Origin of the sequence: Pseudoxanthomonas sp. z9 (genome assembly GCF_006542425.1) — a bacterium.
In the GTDB taxonomy this organism is placed as follows: domain Bacteria; phylum Pseudomonadota; class Gammaproteobacteria; order Xanthomonadales; family Xanthomonadaceae; genus Pseudoxanthomonas_A.
The window spans coordinates 98,475-124,308 of sequence record NZ_VFID01000014.1 but is presented as its reverse complement, the minus strand read 5'-3'; the positions used below and the strand labels follow the sequence as shown (position 1 = coordinate 124,308).

Below are 25,834 nucleotides of genomic sequence, written 5' to 3'. Positions count from 1 at the left end.
GTTTCCGCATCATAACCGCACCTGAACCCGGCGGAACCCCGCCACGCGCCTGTCAACGCGCGCGCCGCCGGCGCGTTTCCTGTGCCGCAAGCGACACCGTTCCCACCCACCGCGAGGCAACCGCCATGAACCGCCGCATTCCGCTGTGCCTGGCCGTACTGCTGTCCGCCGTCGCCGCCCCGGCCTTCGCCGCCGATCCCGGCGATCGGGCCAACCACCGCCTCGACGTGCGTGGCGAGCGCATCGAACATCGCCTCGATGTCCGCGGCGATCGCATCGAGCGGCACTTCGATCGCCGCGCCGATCGGGCCGCCGCGCGTGGCCACCCGCGCGCCGCCACCCGCCTGGACGCGCGCGGCGAGCGCATCGACCGCCAACTGGACCGTCGGGGCGATCGCATCGAGGCGCGCATGGACCGCCGCGGCGACCGGATCGAGCGCCGCTGGGACCGCCGGAGCTAAGCTGTGCTGGTGAGTACCGGCCCCGGACAAGAAACCGATATCGCGACGCCGCCAGTGGCGGCGTCGCTAGATCAGTTCCTGGCCGGGCTGGGCACCCGCGCGTTCCGTTTCGCCGAGGCCGGACTGCGCAGCCGCGACGACGCGCTGGACGCGGTGCAGGACGCGATGATGAAGATGCTAGGCTACCGCGATCGCCCCGCCGCCGAGTGGACGCCGTTGTTCTGGAGCATCCTGCGGCGGAAGATCGTCGACGTGCAGCGCCGGCAGCGTTTCCGCCTGCGCTGGCTGCGACCGGAGGCCGAGGGCGAAGGCGAGGCCTCGCTGGACTGGGCCGACACCGGCCACGGCCCGGCGCAGTCGCATGAGCAACGCGAGGCCTACGCACGGCTGGTGCAGGCCCTGCGCGGCCTGCCGGCCCGCCAGCGCGAAGCCTTCACCCTGCGCGTGCTGGAAGAATTGGATGTCGCCGACACCGCGCGCGCGATGGGTTGCTCGGAAGGCTCGGTGAAGACCCACCTGTCGCGCGCGCGGGATGCGCTGCAGAAGCAACTGGAGGAATTCCGATGAACCCCGCCCACGAACCCGATTTCGACGCCCGTGCGCGCCAGGCGCATGCCGCGGCGCTCGCGCAGGTGTCCCCTCAAACCCTGGCACGCCTGCGCGCGGCCCGCCACTCCTCTCCGGCGTCGCAGCGGCGTGCCTGGCCCTGGCTGACCGCCACCGCGTTCAGCGCGGTGCTGGCGGTGATGGTCGGCCTGCAGTGGTTGCCGTCGTCACCCTCTCCGACACCGGCATCCCCGGAACCGGCGATCACCGCGGCCACGCCGGACGCGGCGCTTCCCGCCAACACCCTGCTCGACGAAAATCCCGATCTGTACCTGTGGCTGGCCTCCTCCGAGGCGCCGCCGCTGGCGATGGAGTGAACCGATGAAGACCCGAACCCTGCGTTGTTCCCTGCTGTCACTGCTGGGCCTGTCGTTGCTGTGGACCGGCCAGGCGCTGGCCCAGCAGGCCGCCCCGGCGCCCGCGCCGTTGCCGGAATGGGAGAAGCTGACGCCGCAGCAGCGTGAAACCTTGATCGCACCGCTGCGGGATCGCTGGAACGGCGATCCCCAGGGCCGTTCGCGGATGATGGAACACGGACGCCGCTGGCAGCAGATGACCCCCGAGCAGCGCGCGCAGGCACGCCGCGGCATGCACCGTTTCGAACACATGAATCCCGAGCAGCGCGATCGCGCGCGGGCGCTGTTCCTGCGCATGCGCGAGATGCCGCCGGAGCAGCGCGAAAAGCTGCGCGAGGACTGGAAGAAGATGACCCCGGAGCAGCGCCGCGCCTGGCTGGAACAGCATCGTCCCAAGGAGGACAGCCCGCGCCCCTGATCCGGCGGCGGCGCGTCGCCGACGGCGTCAGGCCGCCGGTTCGGGCCAGCGGGTCTTCGCCAGCAGTTCGTCCTGCCAGTCGAAGTTGATCGCTCCGTCCTTGAGGAACAGCGAGACGAAGTTCAGCACGTTGCGCGCGTACATCTCGCTGGCGTGCACCGCGCCCATGCTGGCGAGATTGAGCGGTCCGGCGACGGTGACGCCCTGGTGCTCGATCGTTTCAGCGGGCCGGGTGGCCTCGCAGTTGCCGCCGGTTTCCGCCGCCAGATCCACGATCACGCTGCCCGGCTTCATGCCCTCGACCATCGCGGTGGTGATGATCTTCGGCGCCGGCCTGCCCGGTACGGCGGCGGTGCAGACGATGACATCCACGCCCTTGAGGTGTTCCGCCAGCCGGCGCTGTTGCTCGGCGCGTTCCTCGTCGGTCAGCTGACGGGCGTAGCCGCCCTCGCCGGCCGCGCTCACGCCCAGGTCCAGGAAGCGGCCGCCCAGCGATTCGATCTGCTCGCGGGTCTCCGGGCGCACGTCGAAGCCCTCCACCTGCGCGCCCAGGCGCTTGGCGGTGGCGACCCCCTGCAGGCCCGCCACGCCGGCGCCGACGATCAGCACCTTCGACGGGCGGATGGTGCCGGCCGCGGTGGTCAGCATCGGAAAGAAGCGCGGGGCGAGCTGGGCGGCGATCAGCACGGCCTTGTAGCCGGCCATGCCCGCCTGCGAACTGAGCACGTCCATGGCCTGGGCGCGGGTCGTGCGCGGCAGGCGCTCCAGCGGAAACGCCAGCAGGCCGCGCGCCTGGATCGCCTCGGCACGCGCGGCATCCGCCTGAGGGTGCAGCATGCCGATCAGCGCCGCGCCGGTCTTCAACCGCGCCAGCGTTTCCGGCGCGGGCGGTTGCACGCACAGCACCACGTCGGCATTGGCCAGGGCATCGCCATCGGCCGGACGCGCACCGGCGCCGGCGTAGGCCTCGTCGAGGAAACCGGCCGAGCGCCCGGCACCGGGGTCGAACCGCACCTGGGCGCCGGCGGCGACCATTTTCTTGACCGTTTCCGGGGTGGCGGCCACGCGCCGCTCGCCCGCTGCGGTTTCCTTCAGGACCAGAACCTCGACCGCCATGCGTACTCCGGTGCCGTTTGTGTCGGAGCCGATGCTAGCAAATGCGGCGCGCCGCCGGGCGGCGCGGGATCAGGGCGCGTCGCCTGGGCGGACGGCCGGCTCCAGCCGATCGATCACGCCCTGCATGGCGCTGTCGAACGCGTCTTCCTCGATGTGCCGGCGCAGCCGGCCCAGGCGCACCATTGCCGCCAGTTCTTCCGGCGAGGCCACGCAGAAGCGCACGCCACGGCGATTGACGAACAGCAGGCGCGAGGAAATCGGACTCACCCACGACAGCTTGCCCGGCTGCACCTTGTTGTCCTTGTCGATGAAATCCAGCCAGGTGCCGATGGCGAGCAGGCGGAAGTGATCGGCGTCGGCGTGATCGAATTCGAGCGTGTCGATCCCGCCCACGATCTGGATCGGGGTGTTCTCATCCTCCGCCGGCTTGGGCAGGATGACCTGCGGCAGTTCCGGCAGTGATTTCTGCAGGTCCGGGCGCGATGCGGCGATCGCCTGCAAGGTGTCGTGCAGCGCGTCCACCGCGCCATGGGCGGCATCGGCATTCATGCCGACGCTGGCGAACACCTGCACCAGTCCGGGACGCCAGGCCTGCAGCCAGGGCTTGCCGATGATCTGGCGCTGCGCCTCGGTCAGTTCCTCGAGGATGCCGTCGGCCAGCGCCAGCGCGTCGCGCAATGCGTTGCTGTCCTCGCCCTCGCGCAGCAGCGTCATGGTGACGTGGTGGGCCCAGGGCTGGCGCAGGAATTCCTCGATCGCGCCCGGCAACTCGCGGCCTTCGACGCGGGTCGACAGCTCGGCGTTCATGCGCGTGCGCGCGGTTTCCAGGCGCTCCTGGCCACGCTGGATCTCGGCGGCCCGCCGCTCGGCGATCTCGATGCGGCGGCGGTGCTGGTCCAGGAAGGCGCGGAATTCTTCTTCCAGGGTCAGGAAGATGGCCAGGTTCTCGTTGAACTCGGCCACCAGCCGATCCACCACTTCCTCGACCTTGGTCAACAGCGTGCGTTCCGCAGCGCTTTCGCCGTTGTTGCCCTCGCAGGCTTCGGCCAGCGCGTTGAGCAGCCGGCGGGCTGGATGGGTCTTCTGCACGAACATGCGCCGATCCAGCAGCGCCACCTTCACGAATGGCACCACCAGCCGGCCGATCAGCTCGCGTGGCCGTCCTTCCAGGTCACGCTCGTCCAGCATGACGTCGAACAGCATGCCGACCAGATCGATGGCGTCCTCGTCGACCGGGGCCAGCCGGGCGGTGGACGGATCCACGCCCAGTTGGGTGGCGCTGCTGAGTACTTCATTCTTCAGCCGCTGCGCCAGCGATTCGCCGGTGTCGCCAATCGCGGCCCGCAGGGTCGCGCTCGGAGTGGATTGCAGCAGCGACAACACCGACAGCATTTCCCGCTGCGACAGATCGCGGGTCCCGAGCGCGCCACGCGCCGACTCCGGACCACGCTGGCCGCGCGACTCCTGCAGCAGGTGGTGCAGCGCTTCCAGCAGCACGGTCTGGGTGCCGGGCGCCTGCCCGTAGCTGCCCTCTTCCGGTTCCGCACGGCCGCCCGGGCCGCCATGCATTTCACGGAAGCCGGCCATCCGGTTGACGAAACGCGCGGCCCAGGCGGGCGCGTGCATCTCCTCGTCCTGGATCAGGGGCTCGCTGTCGAAGGTTTCCGGGCGCGGAGCCGGCGTCGGGGTCGGCTTCGGGCCCGCCGGCAGGTCCGGCGCCACGCCGACCCGGACCAGGCGCTGGTCGAGCGCCTCGTAGATGCGGGCCACCAGCGGCACCAGTTCGCGTTCGCACAGCTTGACCACCACCAGCCGGACCTCCAGCGCCAGATCACTGGTGCCGAAGGCGGTGTGGATGGCCGCGCCGATGTGCTCGGCGCCGATGGGATTGTGTTCGCCGTCCAGCTTGACGCTGGCGAGCACCGACAGCCGGCGCTCCAGCCGGCCCAGCACCGGCTTGCAGTCGCGCGCCAGCACCGCCGCCAGGTTGCGTGCGGCCAGGCGCGATTCCAGTTCCTGCTCGGTGACCAGGCTCAACCCGGAACTGTCGCCGCGTATCAGGATCTCCTCCGCGGACAGCGGCTGGCCGGCTTCCAGCGAACGCCAGGCTTCGAGCAGGGCATTGCGGAAACGCCCGATGATTTCCTCGCGCCGGCGACGCAATTCGCGCATCGCGTCGAGAAAGGCCATCTGCGAGGGGCCGGCGCGCTCGGCGCGATCGAACAATGCGTCGTCGAAACGGCCCAGCGCCTGGATGAACGCATCCGCCAGCGGCGGCAGCACGGCATCGCGCGCCTGGCCGAGCAGGCGCGGGTCGTGTCCACTGCTGGCAGTGGCGTGAGGGCTGTTCGTCATGCGCAAGGTTCCCCGCCTTGGCAGGCGAAAGTTGCAAACGACCCGTTAAGGTCAGGCGACTCACACATCGTAGGAAATCCAGTGCGAACCTGGCGTGACCAGATCGGCACTTTGGCGCGGTGCAACGGGAATGACAAGTTAAACTTGACGGCATGTCCGCCGCCTCCCCCCTCCAGTTCCTCGACGATCGCCGCTCGGTACCCTCCCGCCAGCTCGGTGAACCCGGGCCCGACCCGGCCACCCTGCACCGCATGCTCCAGTCCGCGGTACGCGTGCCGGATCACGGCAAGCTGGTGCCGTACCGCTTCCTGCACATCTCGGGTCCGGCCCGGTTCGCCCTGGGCGATGCGCTGGCCGAGCGCACCCTGGCACGCGATCCGGAGGCACCGGCCGCGGCGGTGGAAAAGGATCGGGCGCGCTTTTCCCATGCGCCCGACATCGTCACCGTGATCGCCCGGATCACGCCCGGCCACAAGGTGCCCGAGCAGGAGCAGTTGCTGACCGCGGGCAGCGTCTGCTTCGCCCTGCTGCAGGCCGCGCAGGCACTGGGGTTCGGTGCGCAGTGGCTGACCGGGTGGATGGCTTACGACGAGGCCGTCGCCGCCTTGCTGGGCCTGGCCACGAACGAACGCATCGTCGGCTTCATCCATATCGGCACGCCGCGGATGGACGCACCGGAGCGGGAACGGCCGGATCCGGCCACCCTGCTCAGCCAGTGGCAACCCGATGGCCGTTGACGCCGACCTCGCGCCGGCGCATCCGCTCTACCTGGTCGATGCCAGCCTGTACGTTTTCCGCGCCTGGCATTCGATGCCGGACGAGTTCCACGACGCCGACGGCTGGCCGACCAACGCGGTCCACGGCTTCGCCCGCTTCCTGCTGGAACTGCTGGAGAAGGAACGTCCGCGGCACATCGCCATCGCCTTCGACGAGGCGCTCGACAGCTGTTTCCGCAATCGCATCTATCCGGCCTACAAGGCCAATCGCGATCCGGCGCCCGAGGAACTGCGCCGGCAGTTCGGCCATTGCAAGGCGCTGTGCGCCGCGCTTGGACTGAGCGTGCTGGCGCATGCCGAATATGAGGCCGACGATCTGATCGGCAGCGCGCTGCACGGCGCCCGCCCCACCGGTTTCCGCGGCGTGATCGTCTCGGCCGACAAGGATCTGTCGCAATTGCTGTGGGAACACGACGAGCAGTGGGATTTCGCCCGCGGCCAGCGCTGGGGCATGGCCGGGGTCAAGGCGCGCCATGGCGTGGAAGCGCGGCAGATCGCCGATTACCTGGCGCTGACCGGCGACGCGGTCGACAACATCCCCGGCATCAGCGGCATCGGCGCCAAGAGCGCGGCGGTGCTGCTGGCGCATTTCGGCAGCCTGGACACATTGCTCGCGCGCATCGACGAGGTGCCGTTCCTGCGCCTGCGCGGCGCCGCCGGCATCGCCGCGCGCCTGCGCGAACAGCGGGAGCACGCGCTGCTGTGGCGCGAGCTGACCACCATCGCGCTGGATGCGCCGCTGGGCACGCAGGAAGCCGGGTTCGGCCGTGCCGCCGCCGACGGCGACGTGCTGCACGCCCTGGCCGAAGCGCTGCGATTCGGGCCGATGACCCGGCGGCGGCTGCTGGAAGCGGCGGGCCTTTCGGTCGCCTGATCGCGGCGCGACGCCATCCGCCGCCTACAAAACGTCATCGCCAGCCGTTAGCATCGCGGCATGGATGACGCTTCCCGACACCGCAAGACCGCCGCGCCACGCACCGTCTACGAAGGCCGCTACCTGCGGATGGTCGAGCGCGGTACCTGGGAGTACTCCGAGCGCACCCACAGCGGCGGGCTGGCCGCCATCATCATCGCGGTCACACCCGACGACCGCGTGCTGTTCGTCGAACAGTTCCGGGTGCCGCTGCAGGCCAATACCATCGAGATGCCGGCCGGACTGGTCGGCGACATCGATGCCGGCGAATCCATCGAGGTCTCGGCCATCCGCGAACTGGAAGAGGAGACCGGCTGGACCGCCGCGCGCGCGGAAGTCCTGTTGATCGGTCCCACCTCTTCCGGCAGCAGCAGCGAGAAGGTCGCCTTCGTGCGCGCCACCGGCCTGCGCAAGGTCGGCCCGGGCGGCGGCGACGGCGACGAGGACATCACCGTCCACGAAATCCCGCGTGCGGAAGCGGCGGCGTGGCTGACCGCGAAGCTGCGCGAAGGCTACGAACTGGACGCCAAGCTCTGGGCCGGCCTGTGGATGATCGAACACAACCTGGACGGCACCCCGCGCGGCTAGCCGCGGCCGGTCACGGCGATTCCGCCAGCAGCCGCTCCAGCATCCAGCTGGCGGCCGGTCCCAGCGGACGCCGCCGCGACCAGATGATGTCCACCGCCTGGGTGCGCGGCCAGCCGGTCACCTTCAGTTCCCGCAACCGGCCTCCCGCGTAACCATCGACCAGCCAGCGCGGGAGTTCGGCCCAGCCGAAGCCGTGCACCGCCATTTCCAGCAACAGCAGGTAGTTGGGCGCGGTCCAGCGGCCATCGCCGGCGGGCAAGGCATCATCTCGCGCTTCCGGCTGGCCCACCGTGCTCAACGCCAGCAGGCGCCAGCCGGCCAGATCCTCGACCCGTACGCGCGGCAATCCCGCCAGGGGATGGTCCTGGCCGACGAACAGGGCGAACTCGGCCCGTTCGGCCACGGTTGCCCAGCCCAGTTCCGGCGCGTACTGCTCGCGCGCGGCCAGCAATGCGAGGGTGGCGCGGCCCTCGTCGACCAGGTCGATCAAATCCTCGCGCTCGGCCAGCAGGCATTCGAATTCAAGGTCCGGATAGCGCTCGGCCATTTCCGCCAGCAGCGCCTCGTAGCCGGCCGACTGGTAGGCATCCGACAGGCCCAGGGTCACCCGCGCCTCGCGCCCGCCGGCCAGTTCCGCCGCCACCCGCTGGAGGCGGTCGGAGGCCGCCAGCACCTGTTCCACCCGACCGGCCAGCACCTGTCCGGCTTCGGTGAGCCGGGGTTGCCGGCCGGAACGGTCGAACAGGGTGACGCCCAGGTCGATTTCGAGCCGGGCGATGGCTTCGCTGACCGTGGACTGGCTCTTGCCCAACCGGCGTGCGGCCGCGCTGAACGAACCCAGGGCCACGGCCTGGGCAAACGCCTGCAAGGATTCCGGCGAGGGATTCATATATCGGTTTTCCCGATGGATTCCAACTTTAATCCATCCTATCAGCCGATGAGAATGTCCGCCTGTTGTTCTACAGGAGTTTCCCCATGAACCCGAATCGCGTTGCCCCCGAAAAGAGCCTGAAGGAACGCGTCCTCCACGCATTGGCCTTCGAAGGCCTCGCCATTGCCCTGTCCGCGCCGGCCCTGGCCTAGTTGCTGGGCAAGTCGCTGCTGCACACCGGCGCGCTGACCCTGGCGGTCTCGACCCTGGCGATGCTGTGGAACATGGCCTATACCGCCGGCTTCGACCGCGCCCAGCGGCACTGGGGCTTCGAGCGTACCCCGAAGGTCCGCGTCATCCACGCGCTGCTGTTCGAGTTGGGGCTGATCGTCGCCACCGTACCGCTGGCCGCCTGGTGGCTGTCGATCGGACTGGTGCAGGCGTTCGTGCTCGATATCGGCCTGCTGCTGTTCTTCCTGCCCTACACGCTGGGCTTCAACTGGGCCTATGACGTGCTGCGCGAACGCTGGCTGGCGCGGGACGCGACGCCGGTGCTGGAAGTCGTCGAAGCGCGCGGCCGGACGTAAATCGGCTCGCAATGAAAAAACCCGCGCCATCCGGCGCGGGTTTTCCTTTGATCCGGCCATCCGCCATGGCGGAGCGGACGGGCTCAGGCCTTCTTGAGGAACTCGGTACGCAGCACCAGGCCCTTGACCTTGTCGACGTTGCACTCGATGAGCTCCTCGTCGTCGGTCAGGCGGATGTTCTTGACCAGGGTGCCGCGCTTGAGCGTCACCGAGGTGCCCTTCACCTTCAGGTCCTTGATCAGCGTGACCGAGTCGCCATTGGCGAGCACGGTGCCGTTGCTGTCCTTGACGAGGATTTCTTCTTCCGACATTTCATCTCCATGGGACGGGCCGCGGCCCGCCGGCAAAACACCCCGAAGGGCAAAAATCAGGCGAACGCGTCGGTGGCCCGCACCAGCGCGTCGATGTTCTCTTCCTCGAAGGCGGAATGACCCGAGGTCGGCGTGATCTCCAGCCGGCCCTTCGGCCAGGCCTTGTGCAGTTCCCACGCATTGGCCACCGGGCAGACCACGTCGTAGCGGCCGTGCACGATGACACCGGGAATGTCGGCGATGCGCGATGCGTCGCGCAGCAGTTGGTCCTCGACCTCGAAGAAACCACCGTTGACGAAGTAATGGTTCTCGATGCGGGCGAAGGCCAGCGCGAATTCGGCGTCCTCATGGCCGCTGACGAAGTCCGCATCCACCCGCAGGAAGCTGGTCGCGCCTTCCCATACGCTCCACGCGCGCGCGGCCGCCAGCCGCACCGCGTGATCGCCGGAAGTCAGGCGGCGGTGATAGGCCGAAATCAGATCGTGGCGCTCGACAGGAGGAATCGCCGCCAGGTAGTGCTCCCAGGCATCCGGGAACAGGCGCGAAGCGCCTTGCTGGTAGAACCACTCCAGCTCCCAGCGGCGCAGCATGAAGATGCCGCGCAGGACCAGTTCCGTGACCTGCCGCGGATGGGTTTCGGCATAGGCCAGCGCCAGGGTCGAACCCCAGCTGCCGCCGAACACCTGCCAGCGCGCGATGCCCAGCCGCTCGCGCAGTTTCTCGATGTCGGCGACCAGATCCCAGGTGGTGTTGTCGACCAGATCCGCGTGCGGCGTCGAGCGCCCGGAGCCGCGCTGGTCGAACAGGATGATCCGGTACTTGGCCGGATCGTGGAAGCGGCGCATCTTCGGGCTGCAGCCGCCGCCCGGGCCGCCATGCAGCAGGACCACCGGCTTGCCGTCCGGATTGCCGCACTGCTCGTAATACAGCGTGTGGCGATCGTCGACCTTCAGCGTGCCGGTGTCGTAGGGTTCGATGTCCGGATAGAGCGTGCGCATGGCGGTTCCCGCGGAAAACAGGCGCCCATTCTAGCCGGCGCGGCCTTTCCCCGCTGCCGCGTGCGGCGACTCAGCCCGGCCAGCGCCCCAGCGTGACGCGATCGCGCGCTTCCAGATCCTGCTCGGTGGCGACGTCGGCGAAACCCGCCTGCAACAGCAGCTCGCGGATCGCCGCACCCTGGTCCCAACCATGTTCCAGCAACAGCCAGCCGTCCGCGCGCAGATGACGCGGGGCGCCATCGACGATGATACGAATCGCGTCCAGGCCATCGGCCCCGGACGCCAGCGCTGACATCGGCTCGTGGCGCAGATCGCCCTGCCACAGGTGGGGATCGGCCTCGGCGATGTAGGGCGGATTGCTGGCAACCAGATCGAAGCGCTGCCCCGCCAGCGGCTGCCACCAGTCACCCGACAGGAATCGGACGTTGCCGATGTCGTGCGCACGCGCATTGCACTCGGCGATCGCCAGCGCGCCCGTGCTGGCATCGGTGGCGACCACCCGTGCCCGTGGGCGCTCGCTGGCCACGGCCAGCGCGATCGCGCCGCTGCCGGTCCCGAGATCGGCCACGTCCGGCGCGCCTTCCATCGGAAGGCGGGCGAGCACGAGTTCCACCAGCAGTTCGGTTTCCGGACGCGGAATCAAGGTAGCCGGACCGACCGCCAGGTCCAGCGTCCAGAAACCGCGCCGTCCGGTCAGATAGGCCACCGGCTCGCCGGCGATGCGACGTTCCAGCAACGCCTCGAAGCGCGCCAGCTCTTCCGCGCCCAGCGGATCCCGTGCGTGCGCGAACAGCCAGGCGCGATCCCGTCCGAGCACGTGCGAGAGCAGATGCTCGGCGACATGGCGGCCGTCCCCGGCGGGAAGACGGCCGGCTGCCCGTGACAGGCATTGGCTTACATCGGATTGTCCGGAACTGCCCATCACGCGACCTGCGGCCCGCCCAGCGCGGGCGCGCAGCTTACTGCAAAGCGCCGCCGAAGCCCTTGCCCCGCTGCGCGTCGCGCAGGTCGGCGCACAGGCCGATGTTTTCCGCTTCCTGCTTCAGCGCGCGCGGGCCGCCTTCCACGGTCTTCATTCGTTCGCCGAACCGGGACAGCAGATCCGCGGCTTCCTGCTTGCTGCACATGCCCGCGCCATAGACCGAAACCAGCCGCGCGCCCGCCGGCGCCAGCGAGGCTTCCAGGGTCTTGAAATGGGTATCCACCCACTGGCGCAGGGCCGGACGCGCCGCTTCCGCTTCCATCTGCGGCATCAGCAGCGGCGCAAGCTCGTTCCGGCGCAGCAGCCCCTTTTCCAGGATGAAGGCACGCGCACGCTCGGCCAGCGGCGCGTCGCTCATGTTGCCCAGCGCCTCCAGCAGTTCCGTGCGGATCGCCGCATCCTGGGTCGCGCGCAGGTGCTTCTCTAGCAGATCGAAGGTCGCCGCATCCCCGGCGCGGGCGACCGCGGCCAGCGAAACCGCGCGCAGATCGCGCGGGACCGCTTCCGGATCCAGCTTGCCGGTGCCGGCGCTGCCGTCGGCCTTCTGGCCGATAATCGCGCGGCCGCGGCGCACCAGTTCCTCGCCCAGTTCCGGGCTTTCGCCAGTGCGGTACAGGAAACCGATCAGGGTGCGGCGCAGGATACGGGTGTCGTCGCTTTCGCCCGCCTTGGGCTCCAGGCCCAGCGCCTGCAGGCGCGGCCCGTAAATCTTGCGCGCGTAGGCGGCCACGGCAGCCTTCTGCGCATCGTCCGTGGCCAGGTACTCCTTCATCCAGGCCAGTTGTCCCATCGGCGCGGTCGCGGTCTGGCGCACCTCCGCGTCGGCCAGTTGCGGCACGCCGGCCAGGTAGCCGGCGGCGTCGATGCTGCCGGCCTTGAAGGCCGCTTCCAGCGAATCCGCGTAGACGCGCTGCTCGCGTTCGTCCAGTTGCGCGAACGCGCCCGCCAATTGCCTGGCCGCCTTGTCGTCGAGCGCGAACCGGTAGTAGCCGTTGCCGTGCGCGTTCGGCATCACCCAGGCCGGGCAGCTCTTGGCCTGGGTCAGCGGCATGGTCGTGGCGGCCTGTTCGACCAGGCTGCATTCGGAACGCACCTGATCGCCATCCTGATAGCGCACGCAGAACGGCATGCCCCAGGTCTGGCTGGCGCTGGCGGCCGATCCCAGCGGCAGGTAGCGCTGCTGCCGCAGCTTGAGCGAAGGCGTCTTGCCGTCGCAGTCGACGTCCACCTTCACGTAAGGCACGCCGGGCTGGTCGATGAAGCTCTTGAACGCGCGATCGACACCGGCCGGGTCCTTGCTCTGCGCCGCTACCGCCGCGATGAGATCGCCGCTGGTGGCATTGCCGCGCGCGTGCGCCTTCAGGTAGCTGCGGATGCCGTCGCGGAACGGGGTCTCGCCGATGTAGGTCTCGAACATCGACAGCACCGCGCCGCCTTTCTGGTAGGTGATGCCGTCGAAGGCGGACTGGATCTCGGTGAAATCGTTGATCGGTTCATGCACGCGGCGGGTGCTGACCAGGCTGTCCTCGCCCATCGCCTCCAGCGCGCCTTCCAACAGGCCGCGATCGGCGTGGAAGCCGGGTTGCAGCTGGCCGGTGATCTTGGTGCCCATCCAGGTGGCGAAGGCCTCATTGAGCCAGAGGTCGTCCCACCACTTCATCGTCACCAGGTCACCGAACCACTGGTGCGCCAGTTCGTGCGCGCTGACGCCCCAGTACGCCTGGCGCTCGCGCGGGGTGGATTTCTCGTCCGGGAACATCAGGGTGTCGCGATAGACGATCAGGCCCGCGTTCTCCATCGCGCCGGCCCAGAAATCGGGTGCGGCGACGTTGTCGAGCTTGTCGAATGGATACGGCGTGCCGAAGTACTCCTCCAGCTTGGTGACGATCACCGGCGTGTTGTCCAGCGTGTAACGCATGCGTTCGCCCTGCCCGTGCGCGGCCACGCCGCGCAGCGTGATCGGGGTGCTGCGGATGGCGGTGGCCGGAATGTCCGGTCCCTTCGGCACGTCCCAGGGGCCGACCGCGAACGCGATCAGGTAACTGGGCAGCGCCTCGGTGCGAGCGAAGGTGACCTTCTTCCAGCCATTCCCCAGCGACTCGGTTTTCAGTTCGCGGCTGTTGGCGACCGCCACGTCCTGCTCCGGCACGATCAGGGTGATGTCCCAGGGCTGCTTGAAACTGGGTTCGTCGAAACCGGGGAACGTGTTGCGCGCCCCCAGCGGTTCCATCTGGGTGACCACGTAGTCGCGGCCGTCCGGCTTGACACGATAGGCGCCCTGCAATTGCCCGAACGGCGCTTCGAAGACGATTTCCAAGACCGCCTTGCCGGCCGGAATCGATTCTGCCGCGGTCAGCTTGAGCACGCCGGACACGTCGGCCGATTCGGCGGCCAGCTTGACCCGGCGCCCGTCGGCCAGGATCGCGGTGGCCTGGCGGATGTCGAGATCGCGGCCGTGCATCCACAGGACGGAAGTGGCTTCCCTGACCTCGGCATCGATGCGGGTGGTGCCACTGAAGCGTTCCTGGCGCGGATCCAGCCTCAGTTCGAGATTGACCAGCGACGGCACCACGGTACGCGGCAGCGGGCCCTTGGGAACCGCCGCGGACTCGGCCGCCTGCCCGGGCAACGAGGCCGCCAGCAACAATGCACACGCCAGCGCGCTGCGACGCAATACGGTCATCTCCGAACCCCACAGTGGAAAGCCTTCGAACTTACGACCGGTCGCCACCGGTGCCCCCCTGCCGAAAGTACCAGTCGCCCGTGACCTTGGCCGGGAATCATCGAGTCCCCATATCGATGGGCAGGCTGACTACGGCAATCGATAGACAGAATCTATTGATACAATCTTATCAATCCATTGGATTGATTAGGCTACGCCTATTAACCTAGCTCCCGTCGCTTCATCCCCTGTCCTTCCGCAACCTCAAGAGGAAACCTGATGTCCCTGATCAACACCCAAGTCCAGCCGTTCAAGGCCACCGCGTTCCACGCCGGCGAGTTCGTCGAAGTCACCGACGCCACCCTGAAGGGCAAGTGGTCCGTGCTCATCTTCATGCCGGCCGCCTTCACCTTCAATTGCCCGACCGAAGTGGAAGACGCCGCCGACAACTACGCCGAATTCCAGAAGGCTGGCGCCGAGGTGTACATCGTCACCACGGATACCCATTTCTCGCACAAGGTGTGGCACGAAACCTCCCCGGCGGTGGGCAAGGCCCAGTTCCCGCTGGTCGGCGACCCGACCCACCAGCTGACCCGCGCCTTCGGCGTGCACATCGAGGAAGAAGGCCTGGCCCTGCGCGGCACCTTCATCATCAACCCGGAAGGCGTGATCAAGACCCTGGAAATCCACGACAACGCGATCGCCCGCGACGTCACCGAGACCCTGCGCAAGCTGAAGGCCGCGCAATTCGTCGCCAACAACCCCGGCCAGGTCTGCCCGGCCAAGTGGAAGGAAGGCGCCAAGACCATCGCCCCGTCGCTGGACCTGGTCGGCAAGATCTGATTTCCACGCAGTACCCGTTGTAACGGCGCCCGGGCTGCATGCCCGGGCGCTCTCCCCCGCAGACGGACGTTTGCACCAGCGGCCTGCGCCGCGCCAGTCCTCTCTCCCCTGGCTCCCTCCCTCCGGCCCAGGCCGCTACTGCAAACGCCCTTGCGGTCTCCCCGACCGCACCCGTGTTCTTCCTTCCGCCTTCACCAAGGAGTCCCCGCATGTTGGACGCGAACCTCAAGACCCAGCTCAAGGCCTACCTGGAAAAAGTCACCCGGCCGATCGTGATCACCGCGTCGCTGGACGACAGCGAATCGTCGAAGGAACTTCAGGCGCTGCTGGCCGACCTGGTTTCGCTCTCGGATCGGATCAGCGTGACCGAATCCCGCGACGACAACGAGCGCAAGCCGTCGTTCGCGCTGGGCACGCCGGGTCAGGACATCCACCTGCGTTTCGCCGGCCTGCCGCTGGGCCACGAATTCACCTCGCTGGTGCTGGCGCTGCTGCAGGTCGGCGGGCATCCGTCCAAGCTCGGGCAGGACGTGATCGAACAGATCCGCGGCCTGGACGGCGAATACGTGTTCGAAACCTATTTCTCGCTGTCCTGCCAGAACTGCCCGGACGTGGTGCAGGCGCTGAACCTGATGAGCGTGCTGAATCCCAACGTCCGCCACGTCGCCATCGACGGCGCGCTGTTCCAGCAGGAGGTCGAGGCGCGCGAAGTCATGTCGGTCCCGACCATCTTCCTCAACGGGCAGGTGTTCGGCGCGGGCCGCATGGGCGTGGAAGAGATCGTCGCCAAGCTCGATACCGGCGCCGCCTCGCGCGAGGCCGAGAAGATCAAGGCCAAGGCGCCGTATGAGGTGCTGGTAATCGGTGGCGGCCCGGCCGGCGCGGCGGCGGCCATCTACGCCGCGCGCAAGGGCATCCGCACCGGCGTGGCGGCCGAGCGCTTCGGCGGCCAGGTGCTGGACACCATGGCGATCGAGAACTTCATTTCGGTGCCCTACACCGAAGGCCCCAAGCTGGCGGCCGCGCTGGAACAGCACGTCAAGGACTACAGCGTCGACGTGATGAACCTGCAGCGCGCCGAGAAGCTGGTGCCCGGCAATGACCTGATCGAGATCCAACTGGCCAGTGGTGCATCGCTGAAGGCGAAGACGGTGATTCTCTCCACCGGTGCCCGCTGGCGGCAGATGAATGTCCCGGGCGAGGACCAGTACCGCAACAAGGGCGTGGCGTACTGCCCGCATTGCGACGGTCCGCTGTTCAAGGGCAAGCGGGTGGCGGTGATCGGTGGCGGCAACTCGGGCGTCGAGGCGGCGATCGATCTCGCCGGCATCGTCAACCACGTGACCCTGATCGAGTTCGACGACAAGCTGCGCGCCGACGAGGTCCTGCAGCGCAAGCTGCGCAGCCTGCCGAACGTGCGCATCATCACCAGCGCGCAAACCACCGAGGTGCAGGGCGACGGCAGCAAGGTCACCGGCCTGGTGTACAAGGACCGCGCCGGTGGCGACAGCCACCGCATCGAACTGGAAGGCGTGTTCGTCCAGATCGGCCTGCTGCCCAACACCGAATGGCTGAAGGGCGCCGTCGCGCTGTCTCCACGCGGCGAGATCGAGGTCGACGCGCATGGCCGCACCTCGGTGCCGGGCGTGTTCGCCGCCGGTGACGCGACCACCGTCCCGTACAAGCAGATCGTCATCGCCATGGGCGAGGGCTCGAAGGCCGCGCTGAGCGCGTTCGATCACCTGATCCGGACTTCGGCCCCGGTCGAGGCGCCGGAAGAAACCGCGGTCGCCTGAGCCGGGCCGCCGGTCGGGCTGCGCCGGGGACGCGTCGCGTCCCCGGAATCGGCGTACTCTCTGGGGTGGTCGAGCCCGCCGCGCCGAGCGCCGGATCGGACGGGCCCCGCCACCGGCTTCCCAACGGACTCACCCGGATGAATCTTCGTGATCTGAAATACCTGGTGGCGCTGGCCGATCACAAGCACTTCGGCCATGCCGCGGCGGCCTGTTTCGTCAGCCAGCCCACCCTGTCCACCCAGATCAAGAAGCTGGAGGACGAACTGGGCGTGCCGCTGGTCGAACGCGCCCCGCGCAAGGTCATGCTGACGCCAGCAGGACGCGACGCCGCGGATCGCGCGCGCCGCATCGTGGCCGAGGTCGAGCAGATGAAGGAAGCCGCCCGCCGCAGCCAGGATCCGGAAGCTGGCACGGTGCGGCTGGGGATCTTCCCCACCCTCGGCCCCTATCTTCTGCCGCACGTGGTACCGCGCATCCGCACGCGCTTCCCTCAGCTGGAACTGCTGTTGATCGAGGAAAAGAGCGACGTCCTGCTGTCCCGCCTGCGCGAGGGCAAGCTGGACGCGGGCATCCTGGCGCTGCCGCTGCAGGACGATCAGCTGCATACCGAATTCCTGTTCGAGGAACCGTTCCTGCTGGCCGTGCCGGAAGCGCATCCGCTGGCGGCGCGCGATTCACTGTCGCTTCGCGAGCTGTCCGACCAGCAGTTGCTGCTGCTGGAGGATGGCCACTGCCTGCGCGAACAGGCGCTGGACGTGTGCCGGATTTCAGGCGCCAACGAAAAATCCGAATTCCGCGCCACCAGCCTGGAAACCCTGCGCCAGATGGTAGCCGCCAACGTGGGCATCACCCTGCTGCCGACCCTGGCGGTGAAACCGCCGGTGGCGCGTTCGGACAGCATCCACTTGCTGGGCTTCACGGACTCGCATCCCAGCCGGCGGATCGCGATGGTGTGGCGCCGCAGTTCGGCCATGGCCGCGTTCCTGCAGGAACTGGCCCGGGTGTTCCGGGAACTGCCCGAATCACTGTTCGATCCGGCACAGGACGTGAACCCCGCCGCAACGCGCGGCGGCACTCCGCGCGCCCTTCGCGCGGGCTGAACGACGGTGGCTTGAACCGCGGCCGGCAAACGGCTACGGTAAGCCACACAAACCAACCACGAATGGGCGGCGCGGAAACGCGGCGCCCATTTTCCTTGTTCAACATCCGAAAAGAGGACACGATGAGTACCGCGCATACCAGCGGCCTGCCGCCTTCGCTGATCATTTCCAGCCGCGACTTCAACCGGCTGGAAGCCCTGCTCGATTCCCCCGCCCTGCGCCGCCTGCCGGCCGCGGTGGCCCTGATGAACGAACTCAACCGCGCCGAAGTGCTGCCGCCGGAACAGATTCCGGAAGGCGTCGTGACCATGCACTCCACCATCGACTGCATCGATGAGCTGACCGGCGAGCACCACAACCTGACCCTGGTCTATCCGAACGAAGCCAACGTCGACAAGGGCTACGTCTCGGTGCTGGCCCCGGTGGGCAGCGCCCTGCTCGGCCTGTCGCTGGGCCAGACCATCGACTGGCAGGCCCCCGGTGGCCGCCACCTGCGCCTGCAGGTCACCGGCATCCGCTACCAGCCCGAGGCAAACGGCGAATTCCATCGTTGACCGCTGAACTGGCGGGCGGCGCGAGGCATACTGTGCCTCCCCTCTCGCCGTCATGAGTGTTGCGATGAATTCCCCCGCTTCCCCGTCCAAGCTGGCCCAGTTGCGTGAACTTTCGGTCGTGGTCGCCGATACCGGCGACTACGAGGCGATCAAGCGCCTGAAGCCCGTGGATTGCACGACCAACCCGACGCTGGTGAAGAAGGCGCTCGACCTGCCGGTCTACGCCGATCTCATCGAGCGCGAACTCGGCTGGGCGCGTGGCCAGGACGGCGATCGCGCGGCGATCGTCAACGAAGTGGCCGACCGCCTGACGGTCGGCGTCGGCGCGATGCTGAGCGCGCTGATTCCCGGTCGCGTCTCCACCGAGGTGGACGCGGATCTGGCCTACGACACCGCCGCCACCGTGACCAAGGCGCGCAAGTTCGTCGCCATGTACGCCGAGCGCGGCATCGGCCGCGACCGCATCCTGATCAAGGTGGCATCCACCTGGGAAGGCGTCGAGGCCGCGCGCCAACTGCAGGCCGAAGGCATCGACTGCAACCTGACCCTGATTTTCAACCAGGCCCAGGCGATTGCCTGTGCCGAAGCCGGCGCGTTCCTGATCTCGCCCTTCGTCGGCCGCATCCTCGACTGGTATGTCGCCAACGGGCAGACGCCCGCGAACATCGATGCCGATCCCGGCGTGGTGTTCGTGCGCGGCGTGTACGCGGAGTTCAAGCGCCGCGGCTCCCCGACCGTGGTCATGGGCGCGTCGTTCCGCTCCACCGCCCAGATCGAAGCGCTGGCCGGCTGCGATCGCCTGACCATCTCGCCGGATCTGCTGGAGAAGCTGGATCAGGATCACGGCGCGCTGCCGCGCAAGCTCGAACCCGTCGCGGCCGGGCCGGTGACCGCCGCGGCCATCAACGCGGCAAGTTTCGCCGCGGCGATCGAAGCCGATCCGATGGCCAAGGAGAAACTCGCCACCGGCATCGAGATCTTCGCCAAGGATCTGGTCGCCCTGCGCGACACCATCGCCCAGCGCCTGGCCGAAGCCGCCGCCTGAGCCTGCGCATGCGCTGCCCCCGGAACTTGCTGGTCGGCCTCGCCGGCCGACCAGTGGTTCCCGGCCATCCGCGAAAACGAATCGCATCTGCGCGGTGACGCGGCTGCAACCCGCGCACCTCCCCTTGTGGGAGCGACGTGAGTCGCGAATGCCGCAGCAGCACTGAACCCGGACGACTGGGGGGAGACGAGCCGCGTCTCTCTCAGGAAGAAAGTCGCGCGGCCCATCGCGACTCACGTCGCTCCCACATGACAAAAAAGGACGACCGACGAATTCGAGGCCCGCAACGATCGCGAACGCCTCGCGTGCAGGGCGACGTGAGTCGCGACCTATCAACGCCACGGAAACACGGGTACGTTCGCGGACGATCCTTGTCGCCTGGTGCGGGTTGACGGACGACCTCGTGGCGCGGTCGCGACTGACGTCGCTCCTACAGGTGACGCGTACTAGGCATCCAGGCCGATCGCGCAGCTCACGCCGGTGCCGCCGAGACCGCAATAGCCGTTCGGATTCTTCGCCAGGTACTGCTGGTGGTAGTCCTCGGCGTAGTAGAACTCCGGCGGCGGATACAGGATCTCGGTGGTGATGTCGCCATGGCCGGCTGCGCGCAGGCGCTGCTGGTAGGCGTCACGGCTGGCGAGCGCGGCGTCGTACTGCGCCTGCGAATGGCACAGGATCGCCGAGCGGTACTGGGTGCCGAGATCATTGCCCTGGCGCATGCCCTGGGTCGGGTCGTGGTTTTCCCAGAACACCCGCAGCAGTTCCTCGAATCCAATCCGCTTGGGGTCGTAGATCACCCGCACGACCTCGTTGTGCCCGGTCAGCCCGGAACACACTTCCTCATAGGTCGGGTTGGGCGTTCCGCCGCCGGCGTAGCCGACCGACGTGCTGTACACCCCCGGCAGGCTCCAGAACTTGCGCTCCGCACCCCAGAAACAGCCCATGCCGAATTCCGCCTGCAGCAGGCCGGTGGCCTCCGCGCGCAGCGGCCGACCGTGAACGAAGTGGGTGTTGTTGAGCGGCAGCGGGTGGGCGCGGCCGGGCAGGATTTCCTCCGCGCGCGGCATGCGCTGTTTGTGGGCACCGATTCCGAGCATGGGACACCCCGCAGATGATGGATGTCTCCGGATCTGGGCGCGCCCGGTCCGCTTTCAAGCGCAACGGACTGTCGCGCCGGGGAGCGCCGGTGTAGGCTGCGCCATCTCCCACTGCCCGCGCCCTACCCGGCATTTTTCCGCGCCACGAATTGGATCGATACAAACCGATGATTTCCCGCTACGCCCTGCTCCTGTGCGCCGCCACGGCGGCTACCCCGGCGTTCGCCGCCGACACCCGTCCGCCCGCCGAATTTGGCGCCGACTGGGACGACCCGCGCACCGCCGAGCCGAAGGTGGTCCGCCCGGACATCCGCCATTGCACGGTGGAAATCGTCCGCCACGGCTTCGCCGACTTCGAACCCTACCGTCAGGCATTCACCCCGCCGGCCGACTGTCCCGGCCCGTGGCACAAGGTGGTGCTGGACATGGAGGGCAGTGTGAAGGGCCGCCAGTACGACCGCATGGGCCAGATCAGCGTCGGCGGCGTGACCCTCCTGCGCACCAGCACGCCCGAACCGTCCCGCGAAGGCATCCGCTGGCAGGTCGAGAAGGACGTGAGCGCCTATGCGCCTTTGTTCACCCGCGAGCAGCCGGTGGTGATGGAACTGGGCAACCTGGTCAACGAAACCTACACCGGCGTGTTCGACATCCGCGCCACGCTGACCTTCTACCCCGCCGACGCGGCGCACGCGCCGGCCGCCACCGCCGAACGGATCGTCCCGCTGGATGAGGCCCACCGCGCCGGCGCGGATCTGGTCGGCGGCTTCACCCTGCCCGCCGACACCCGCCGGCTGGTGGCCGAGGTGTACGCCAATGGTTCCGGCGGCGGTTGCGAGGAGTTCTGGTACCTGAGCGTGGCGCGCAAGGAGTATTCCTGCGCGAGCGAGCATGGTCCCTATCGCGAACTGCAGGTGCTGATCGACGGCAAGGTCGCGGGCCTGGCGGCGCCGTACCCGCACATCTACACCGGCGGCTGGTCCAATCCATTCCTGTGGTACGCGATCCCGGCGCCGCATACCTTCGACCTGCATCCGCAGCGCTTCGAACTCACGCCCTTCATCGGCCTGCTCAACGACGGCAAGCCGCACGAACTGCGGGTGCGCGTGGTCGGACTGGCCCACGATGCGACCGGCTGGACGCTGCTGCCCCACCTGCAGATCTGGCGGGACCCGAAGGGCGCACGGACGCGCGGCGAATTGACCTCGCACGTGCTGGGCAAGCCCGCGCGGAACGATGCCTTCAGCGAAGAGAACGGCCGCACGGTGCTGCGCGCTTCCGGCGCCGGCGAACTGAAGCTGGCGGGCTGGATCGAGACCTCCGAGGGCCGGCGCGACATCGAGGTGGCCTATCGGGTCGGCATGCAGAGCCGGCACGATTGGGACAAGGACGAAAACGACGACCGCCTGAAAGCGGAATGGACCGACTCGCAGCGGATTTCGACCCGCATCGCGGGCAAGCCCGCCGTCGTGGAAGAAAACGCATTGGCTTTCAGCCTGGATGGCGGCATCCGCACCGCTCCCGAAGCCGGCAACCCGCGCCTGACCACCGATCTGATCATCCAGGCCAACGAAACCAGCCAACGCCGGCAAGGTGATGCGGCCGCCAGCTGGATGAAGATTGAAAACCGCTTCCAGGGCGAAGCGGCCTACACCCAGAAGGTGCCGCGCGAGCAGCGCCGCGCGACCGGCCATTCCCGCCAGGAGTTCCGCATGACCGACAGCGCCGGCGCCTGCCAGGCGCGCCATATCGCGACGGTCAACGGTTACTTCACCGAAGACGACACCACCTGCGTGCGCTGACGCTCCAGCAGCATGCCTCCGGATGCCTGCCTTTGCCTCCCCCTTGACCAGCCATTCGGCTGGTCAAGGAGGCTGATCCTCGGTTTTTTTGTCGGGCGTTGACCTCGCAGTAGCAGCACAGGTCAAAGAAAGCAGGAGCGACCACGTGGCACGCCCCCGCCACGGCCTCGCGGCCCGTCAGGCCGGCAACGGACTTCCTTCCGGCGAATCCGCCGCGGATTCATCCCCTTCCGGCGGCTTCGCCAGCGGCAGCCGCGCCACCACGTCCTGCGCCTCCGGCCAGGCCGGGTCCGGCACGCAGACCCGCAACACGCCGAACAGCGGCAGTTCGCCCATGCCGCCCATCAGCGATTCGCCAAACACGAACGCCGGCAAGCCGGCGTCCTCCAGCGCGTGCTTGACCATGTGGGCATCGAAGAGGTTGTCGGCCAGGTAGACCACTCGCATCGGCGCATCTCCAGCAATCGCCCGCAGGCTACACCGTCCGGGCTTTACGGCGCCTTGCGGAACGCCTCGGTGCCGGGCACGGATTCGGTCTCCAGCGCCCCCGCCTCGCGCCACTCGCGCATCGCCGGCAGCGCGAACAGCGCCTGCATGTAGTCCTTCGCCACGCCATCCACCGGCACGCCGTAGCCGTCGAAGCGGATCGCCACCGGCGCGAACATCGCGTCGATGATGCCGAAGCCGCCGCACAGGAAGTCGCCACCCTGGCCGAAACGGGCGCGCAGCTCCGACCACAGCGCCAGCACCCTGTCGATGTCGCGCTGGGCCGCCTCGTCCCAGCGGTAGGCGTCAGGCTGGCGGCGGCTGTTCATCGGCAACTGGGTGCGCAGGCCGGCGAACCCCGAATGCATCTCGGCGGCGGCCACCCGCGCCAGCGCCCGCGCGGTCCGCTCGCGCGGCCAGCCGGCGCCGTCCAGCCAGCGTTCGTTGACGTACTCGCAGATGGCCAGCGAATCCCACAGGTGCAGATCCCCGTCCCACAGCGCCGGCACCTTGCCGGTGGGGGAGTAGCGCTGGACCTCGGCAAAGAACTCCGGCGTGTCCAGCGGCAGCCGGATCTCGTCGAACTCGACCCCGAACTGGCGCAGCAGCAGCCACGGCCGCAAGGACCAGGACGAGTAGTTCTTGTTGCCGATGATCAGGATGGGGCGGCTCATGCACGGGTTCCGGCGCGGAAAAGGGCCTACAGGATAGGCCCGGCGCGACGCGGGCGGCGAGCGGACCGGCTAAACTCTCCGTTTGCCCCGAACCGCCCTGCCCCGCATGTCCGAGCCCCCCGCCCCCGCCACCGCCACGCCGGAGAACGCCGCCCCCGAGAAGCGGGACTTCATCCGCCAGATCGTGCGCGAGGATCTGGCCAGCGGCCGCCACCACGCCATCAAGACCCGGTTCCCGCCGGAACCGAACGGCTACCTGCACATCGGCCACGCCAAGGCGATCTGCCTGGACTTCGGCATCGCCGCCGAGTTCGGCGGCGTCTGCAACCTGCGCCTGGACGACACCAACCCGGCCAAGGAAGACCCCGAGTACGTGGCTGCGATCCAGGACGACGTGCGCTGGCTGGGCTTCGACTGGCACGACCTGCGCCACGCCTCGGACTACTTCGAGGTGTACTACCTCGCCGCCGAGAAGCTGATCCGCCAGGGTGACGCCTTCGTCTGCGATCTGACCGCCGAACAGGTCCGCGAATACCGCGGCAGCCTGACCGAGCCCGGCCGCAATTCGCCGTGGCGCGACCGCTCCGTGGAAGAGAACCTGGACCTGTTCCGGCGCATGCGCGCGGGCGAGTTCGCCGACGGCGCGCGCACCCTGCGCGCCAAGATCGACATGGCCAGCGGCAACATCAACCTGCGCGATCCCGCGCTGTACCGCATCAAGCACGTCGAGCACCAGAACACCGGCAATGCCTGGCCGATTTATCCGATGTACGACTACGCGCACTCGCTCGGCGACGCGGTGGAAGGCATCACCCACTCGCTGTGCACGCTGGAGTTCGAGGACCATCGACCGCTGTACGACTGGTGCGTGGACAAGGTCGATCTGGCCAACCATCCGGAACTGCTGGCGCCGCTGCTGGACAAGGGCCTGCCGCGTGAAGCCGGCAAGCCGCGCCAGATCGAATTCTCGCGGCTGAACTTCAACTACCTGGTGATGAGCAAGCGCAAGCTGCACGCGCTGGTCACCGACCGGCTGGTCGACGGCTGGGACGATCCGCGCATGCCGACCCTGCAGGGCATCCGCCGCCGCGGCTACACGCCATCCGCGCTGCGCCTGATGGTGGACCGCGTGGGCATCAGCAAGCAGAACTCGCTGATCGACTACAGCGTGCTGGAAGGCGCGCTGCGCGACGACCTGGATGCGGCGGCGCCGCGCCGGATGGCGGTGATCGATCCGCTGAAGCTGGTCATCACCAACCTGCCGGACAGCCACGGCGAATCGCTGGTATTCCCGAACCATCCCAAGGACGAGGGCTTCGGCTCGCGCGAGGTGCCGTTCTCCAACCAGTTGTGGATCGAGCGCGAGGACTTCGCCGAAGTACCGCCGAAGGGCTTCAAGCGCCTGATTCCCGGTGGCGAGGTGCGCCTGCGCGGCGCCGGCATCTTCCGCTGCGACGAAGTGATCAAGGACGCCGATGGCCAGATTGTCGAGATCCGCGGCGAACTGGATCCGGAATCGCGCCCCGGCATGGCCGGTGCGGACCGCAAGATCAAGGGCACCATCCACTGGGTCAGCGCGCGCCACGCCGTGCCGGCGGAAATCCGCCTGTACGATCGCCTGTTCACCGTGGCCGATCCGGATGACGAGTCCGAAGGCAAGACCTATCGCGACTACCTGAATCCGGATTCGCGCCGGACCGTGCAGGGCTACGTGGAGCCGGCCGCCGCCGCCGCGAAGCCGGAGCAGGCGTTCCAGTTCGAACGGATCGGCTACTTCGTCGCCGATCGCTACGACCATGCTTCCGGCAAGCCGGTGTTCAACCGCAGCGTGACCCTGCGCGACACCTGGGCCAAGGCATGAGCATGCTGTATGCCCAGGTCCACCTGACGCTGCCGGCCTGGGTGCACGACGCCGTTGACGGCGCCGTGGCGTACCCGGGCGACGAGGACAAGGTCGGCCTGGCCATCGCGCTGTCGCGCCGGAACGTGGAGGCCAACAGCGGCGGTCCGTTCGGCGCGGTGGTGTTCGGTCCGGATCACCGGGTGATCGCGATTGGCGTGAACCGGGTGATGCCGCATACCTGTTCGCTGGCGCATGCCGAGAACATGGCCTACATGCTGGCGCAGCAGCGCCTGCAGACGCCGCGCCTGAACGAACGGGCCGGCCCGATCACCCTGGCCACCTCGTCGCAGCCCTGCTGCCAGTGCTACGGCGCCACCGTCTGGGCCGGCATCGATCGCCTGCTGATCGGCGCGCGCGCCGAGGACGTGATGGAACTGACCGAGTTCGACGAAGGCCCGCTGCCGGCCGACTGGGTCGGCGAATTGAACAAGCGCGGGATCGAAGTGGTGCGCGACCTGCGTCGCGACGACGCGCGCGCGGTGTTGAAGCAGTACGGCGAATCCGGTGGCGACAAGTACTGACACCGGCGTCGCTCGC

At 68.3% G+C, this 25,834-nt stretch carries 24 protein-coding genes and 2 pseudogenes; 16 read left to right on the top strand and 10 right to left on the bottom strand.

Features of this window, described 5'->3' with window-relative positions; all coding sequences use genetic code 11:
* The first annotated feature begins 125 nt into the window (after window positions 1-125).
* Genes FG323_RS16645 through FG323_RS16630 form a run of 4 tightly spaced genes read left to right on the top strand, consistent with a single transcriptional unit; the run spans window position 126 to window position 1,841 of the window.
* Window positions 126-461 carry a hypothetical protein gene (locus FG323_RS16645; protein ID WP_141455840.1) on the top strand — a complete coding sequence of 112 codons (336 nt, stop codon included), beginning with the start codon at window positions 126-128 and terminating at the stop codon, window positions 459-461.
* A 9-nt stretch (window positions 462-470) separates the two neighbouring features.
* A complete protein-coding gene (locus tag FG323_RS16640; protein ID WP_255470217.1) occupies window positions 471-1,028 on the top strand; it encodes an RNA polymerase sigma factor in 558 nt (185 codons plus the stop codon).
* Window positions 1,025-1,384: a hypothetical protein gene (locus FG323_RS16635; RefSeq protein WP_141455838.1), complete on the top strand. Its 360-nt coding sequence runs from the start codon at window positions 1,025-1,027 to the stop codon at window positions 1,382-1,384. The genes FG323_RS16640 and FG323_RS16635 overlap by 4 nt, the downstream gene beginning before the upstream one ends.
* A gap of 4 nt (window positions 1,385-1,388) precedes the next feature.
* Entirely contained in the window at window positions 1,389-1,841 is a 453-nt protein-coding gene (locus FG323_RS16630) for a DUF3106 domain-containing protein (protein WP_141455837.1), read from the top strand.
* A 27-nt stretch (window positions 1,842-1,868) separates the two neighbouring features.
* On the opposite strand, the gene FG323_RS16625 is transcribed toward FG323_RS16630, so the two are convergent.
* Both FG323_RS16625 and FG323_RS16620 read right to left on the bottom strand, forming a co-directional pair.
* Window positions 1,869-2,957 (bottom strand): NAD(P) transhydrogenase subunit alpha, encoded by a 1,089-nt coding sequence (locus FG323_RS16625; protein ID WP_141455836.1) that lies wholly within the window; start codon window positions 2,955-2,957, stop codon window positions 1,869-1,871.
* Between the two features lie 69 nt (window positions 2,958-3,026).
* Complete coding sequence (locus FG323_RS16620) at window positions 3,027-5,312, bottom strand: DUF1631 domain-containing protein (protein WP_141455835.1); 2,286 nt, start codon at window positions 5,310-5,312, stop codon at window positions 3,027-3,029.
* A gap of 152 nt (window positions 5,313-5,464) precedes the next feature.
* Here FG323_RS16620 and FG323_RS16615 point away from each other — a divergent pair, with 152 nt between their 5' ends.
* Genes FG323_RS16615 through FG323_RS16605 form a run of 3 tightly spaced genes read left to right on the top strand, consistent with a single transcriptional unit; the run spans window position 5,465 to window position 7,589 of the window.
* Window positions 5,465-6,049, top strand: coding sequence for a nitroreductase (locus tag FG323_RS16615; protein ID WP_141455834.1), 585 nt, complete (start codon window positions 5,465-5,467; stop codon window positions 6,047-6,049).
* Entirely contained in the window at window positions 6,039-6,962 is a 924-nt protein-coding gene (locus FG323_RS16610) for a 5'-3' exonuclease H3TH domain-containing protein (protein ID WP_141455833.1), read from the top strand. The genes FG323_RS16615 and FG323_RS16610 overlap by 11 nt, the downstream gene beginning before the upstream one ends.
* A 60-nt stretch (window positions 6,963-7,022) precedes the next feature.
* Window positions 7,023-7,589 (top strand): NUDIX hydrolase, encoded by a 567-nt coding sequence (locus FG323_RS16605; protein ID WP_141455832.1) that lies wholly within the window; start codon window positions 7,023-7,025, stop codon window positions 7,587-7,589.
* A gap of 10 nt (window positions 7,590-7,599) precedes the next feature.
* On the opposite strand, the gene FG323_RS16600 is transcribed toward FG323_RS16605, so the two are convergent.
* A complete protein-coding gene (locus FG323_RS16600; protein WP_141455831.1) occupies window positions 7,600-8,478 on the bottom strand; it encodes a LysR family transcriptional regulator in 879 nt (292 codons plus the stop codon).
* Window positions 8,479-8,564: 86 nt separating this feature from the next.
* Between FG323_RS16600 and FG323_RS16595 the strand changes: the two are divergent.
* Window positions 8,565-9,047 (top strand): annotated as a pseudogene (locus tag FG323_RS16595) (multidrug/biocide efflux PACE transporter).
* 83 nt (window positions 9,048-9,130) lie between these two features.
* Here the strand turns inward: FG323_RS16595 and FG323_RS16590 are convergent.
* The 4 genes and pseudogenes from FG323_RS16590 to FG323_RS16575 all read right to left on the bottom strand — a co-directional run.
* Window positions 9,131-9,352, bottom strand: a pseudogene (locus tag FG323_RS16590) (alkylphosphonate utilization protein); the annotation flags it as partial.
* A gap of 62 nt (window positions 9,353-9,414) precedes the next feature.
* Window positions 9,415-10,356 carry a prolyl aminopeptidase gene (pip, locus tag FG323_RS16585; RefSeq protein WP_141455829.1) on the bottom strand — a complete coding sequence of 314 codons (942 nt, stop codon included), beginning with the start codon at window positions 10,354-10,356 and terminating at the stop codon, window positions 9,415-9,417.
* Window positions 10,357-10,426: 70 nt separating this feature from the next.
* Window positions 10,427-11,278, bottom strand: a complete 852-nt coding sequence (gene prmC, locus FG323_RS16580; RefSeq protein ID WP_141455828.1) for a peptide chain release factor N(5)-glutamine methyltransferase — start codon at window positions 11,276-11,278, stop codon at window positions 10,427-10,429.
* Between the two features lie 37 nt (window positions 11,279-11,315).
* Window positions 11,316-14,021, bottom strand: coding sequence for a M1 family metallopeptidase (locus FG323_RS16575; protein WP_141455827.1), 2,706 nt, complete (start codon window positions 14,019-14,021; stop codon window positions 11,316-11,318).
* A gap of 258 nt (window positions 14,022-14,279) precedes the next feature.
* Between FG323_RS16575 and ahpC the strand changes: the two genes are divergently transcribed.
* The 5 genes from ahpC to FG323_RS16550 all read left to right on the top strand — a co-directional run bounded on the left by ahpC (window position 14,280) and on the right by FG323_RS16550 (window position 19,338).
* Entirely contained in the window at window positions 14,280-14,843 is a 564-nt protein-coding gene (gene ahpC / locus FG323_RS16570; RefSeq protein ID WP_141455826.1) for an alkyl hydroperoxide reductase subunit C, read from the top strand.
* Window positions 14,844-15,052: 209 nt separating this feature from the next.
* Complete coding sequence (gene ahpF, locus FG323_RS16565) at window positions 15,053-16,639, top strand: alkyl hydroperoxide reductase subunit F (RefSeq protein WP_141455825.1); 1,587 nt, start codon at window positions 15,053-15,055, stop codon at window positions 16,637-16,639.
* 137 nt (window positions 16,640-16,776) lie between these two features.
* Window positions 16,777-17,739, top strand: a complete 963-nt coding sequence (gene oxyR / locus FG323_RS16560) for a DNA-binding transcriptional regulator OxyR (RefSeq protein ID WP_141455824.1) — start codon at window positions 16,777-16,779, stop codon at window positions 17,737-17,739.
* A 122-nt stretch (window positions 17,740-17,861) separates the two neighbouring features.
* Window positions 17,862-18,293 (top strand): nucleoside diphosphate kinase regulator, encoded by a 432-nt coding sequence (gene rnk, locus FG323_RS16555; protein WP_141455823.1) that lies wholly within the window; start codon window positions 17,862-17,864, stop codon window positions 18,291-18,293.
* A 64-nt stretch (window positions 18,294-18,357) separates the two neighbouring features.
* The gene (locus tag FG323_RS16550) at window positions 18,358-19,338 is read left to right on the top strand and encodes a transaldolase (protein WP_141455822.1); all 981 of its coding nucleotides are present in this window, start codon (window positions 18,358-18,360) and stop codon (window positions 19,336-19,338) included.
* A 446-nt stretch (window positions 19,339-19,784) separates the two neighbouring features.
* Here the strand turns inward: FG323_RS16550 and msrA are convergent, their stop codons facing one another.
* Window positions 19,785-20,435, bottom strand: a complete 651-nt coding sequence (gene msrA / locus FG323_RS16545) for a peptide-methionine (S)-S-oxide reductase MsrA (protein WP_141455821.1) — start codon at window positions 20,433-20,435, stop codon at window positions 19,785-19,787.
* A gap of 167 nt (window positions 20,436-20,602) precedes the next feature.
* On the opposite strand from msrA, the gene FG323_RS16540 reads away from it, so the two are divergent.
* On the top strand, window positions 20,603-22,234 hold the full coding sequence (locus FG323_RS16540; protein WP_141455820.1) for a peptide-N4-asparagine amidase: 1,632 nt from the start codon (window positions 20,603-20,605) through the stop codon (window positions 22,232-22,234).
* A gap of 177 nt (window positions 22,235-22,411) precedes the next feature.
* Here FG323_RS16540 and FG323_RS16535 read toward each other — a convergent pair whose 3' ends face one another.
* Entirely contained in the window at window positions 22,412-22,681 is a 270-nt protein-coding gene (locus tag FG323_RS16535; protein ID WP_141455819.1) for a DUF2007 domain-containing protein, read from the bottom strand.
* Window positions 22,682-22,725: 44 nt separating this feature from the next.
* On the bottom strand, window positions 22,726-23,394 hold the full coding sequence (locus FG323_RS16530; RefSeq protein WP_141455818.1) for a glutathione S-transferase family protein: 669 nt from the start codon (window positions 23,392-23,394) through the stop codon (window positions 22,726-22,728).
* A gap of 106 nt (window positions 23,395-23,500) precedes the next feature.
* On the opposite strand from FG323_RS16530, the gene FG323_RS16525 reads away from it, so the two are divergent.
* Window positions 23,501-25,255, top strand: a complete 1,755-nt coding sequence (locus tag FG323_RS16525) for a glutamine--tRNA ligase/YqeY domain fusion protein (RefSeq protein WP_141455817.1) — start codon at window positions 23,501-23,503, stop codon at window positions 25,253-25,255.
* Between the two features lie 2 nt (window positions 25,256-25,257).
* Complete coding sequence (locus tag FG323_RS16520; RefSeq protein WP_141456022.1) at window positions 25,258-25,818, top strand: deaminase; 561 nt, start codon at window positions 25,258-25,260, stop codon at window positions 25,816-25,818.
* The last annotated feature ends 16 nt before the right edge of the window (window positions 25,819-25,834 follow it).

Coding starts and splice junctions, on each gene's coding strand:
- FG323_RS16645 (WP_141455840.1), top strand. CDS start 126: ATGAACCGCCGCATTCCGCTGTGCCTGGCCGTACTGCTGTCCGCCGTC.
- FG323_RS16635 (WP_141455838.1), top strand. CDS start 1,025: ATGAACCCCGCCCACGAACCCGATTTCGACGCCCGTGCGCGCCAGGCG.
- FG323_RS16630 (WP_141455837.1), top strand. CDS start 1,389: ATGAAGACCCGAACCCTGCGTTGTTCCCTGCTGTCACTGCTGGGCCTG.
- FG323_RS16625 (WP_141455836.1), bottom strand. CDS start 2,957: ATGGCGGTCGAGGTTCTGGTCCTGAAGGAAACCGCAGCGGGCGAGCGG.
- FG323_RS16620 (WP_141455835.1), bottom strand. CDS start 5,312: ATGACGAACAGCCCTCACGCCACTGCCAGCAGTGGACACGACCCGCGC.
- FG323_RS16615 (WP_141455834.1), top strand. CDS start 5,465: ATGTCCGCCGCCTCCCCCCTCCAGTTCCTCGACGATCGCCGCTCGGTA.
- FG323_RS16610 (WP_141455833.1), top strand. CDS start 6,039: ATGGCCGTTGACGCCGACCTCGCGCCGGCGCATCCGCTCTACCTGGTC.
- FG323_RS16605 (WP_141455832.1), top strand. CDS start 7,023: ATGGATGACGCTTCCCGACACCGCAAGACCGCCGCGCCACGCACCGTC.
- FG323_RS16600 (WP_141455831.1), bottom strand. CDS start 8,478: ATGAATCCCTCGCCGGAATCCTTGCAGGCGTTTGCCCAGGCCGTGGCC.
- pip (WP_141455829.1), bottom strand. CDS start 10,356: ATGCGCACGCTCTATCCGGACATCGAACCCTACGACACCGGCACGCTG.
- prmC (WP_141455828.1), bottom strand. CDS start 11,278: ATGGGCAGTTCCGGACAATCCGATGTAAGCCAATGCCTGTCACGGGCA.
- FG323_RS16575 (WP_141455827.1), bottom strand. CDS start 14,021: ATGACCGTATTGCGTCGCAGCGCGCTGGCGTGTGCATTGTTGCTGGCG.
- ahpC (WP_141455826.1), top strand. CDS start 14,280: ATGTCCCTGATCAACACCCAAGTCCAGCCGTTCAAGGCCACCGCGTTC.
- ahpF (WP_141455825.1), top strand. CDS start 15,053: ATGTTGGACGCGAACCTCAAGACCCAGCTCAAGGCCTACCTGGAAAAA.
- oxyR (WP_141455824.1), top strand. CDS start 16,777: ATGAATCTTCGTGATCTGAAATACCTGGTGGCGCTGGCCGATCACAAG.
- rnk (WP_141455823.1), top strand. CDS start 17,862: ATGAGTACCGCGCATACCAGCGGCCTGCCGCCTTCGCTGATCATTTCC.
- FG323_RS16550 (WP_141455822.1), top strand. CDS start 18,358: ATGAATTCCCCCGCTTCCCCGTCCAAGCTGGCCCAGTTGCGTGAACTT.
- msrA (WP_141455821.1), bottom strand. CDS start 20,435: ATGCTCGGAATCGGTGCCCACAAACAGCGCATGCCGCGCGCGGAGGAA.
- FG323_RS16540 (WP_141455820.1), top strand. CDS start 20,603: ATGATTTCCCGCTACGCCCTGCTCCTGTGCGCCGCCACGGCGGCTACC.
- FG323_RS16535 (WP_141455819.1), bottom strand. CDS start 22,681: ATGCGAGTGGTCTACCTGGCCGACAACCTCTTCGATGCCCACATGGTC.
- FG323_RS16530 (WP_141455818.1), bottom strand. CDS start 23,394: ATGAGCCGCCCCATCCTGATCATCGGCAACAAGAACTACTCGTCCTGG.
- FG323_RS16525 (WP_141455817.1), top strand. CDS start 23,501: ATGTCCGAGCCCCCCGCCCCCGCCACCGCCACGCCGGAGAACGCCGCC.
- FG323_RS16520 (WP_141456022.1), top strand. CDS start 25,258: ATGCTGTATGCCCAGGTCCACCTGACGCTGCCGGCCTGGGTGCACGAC.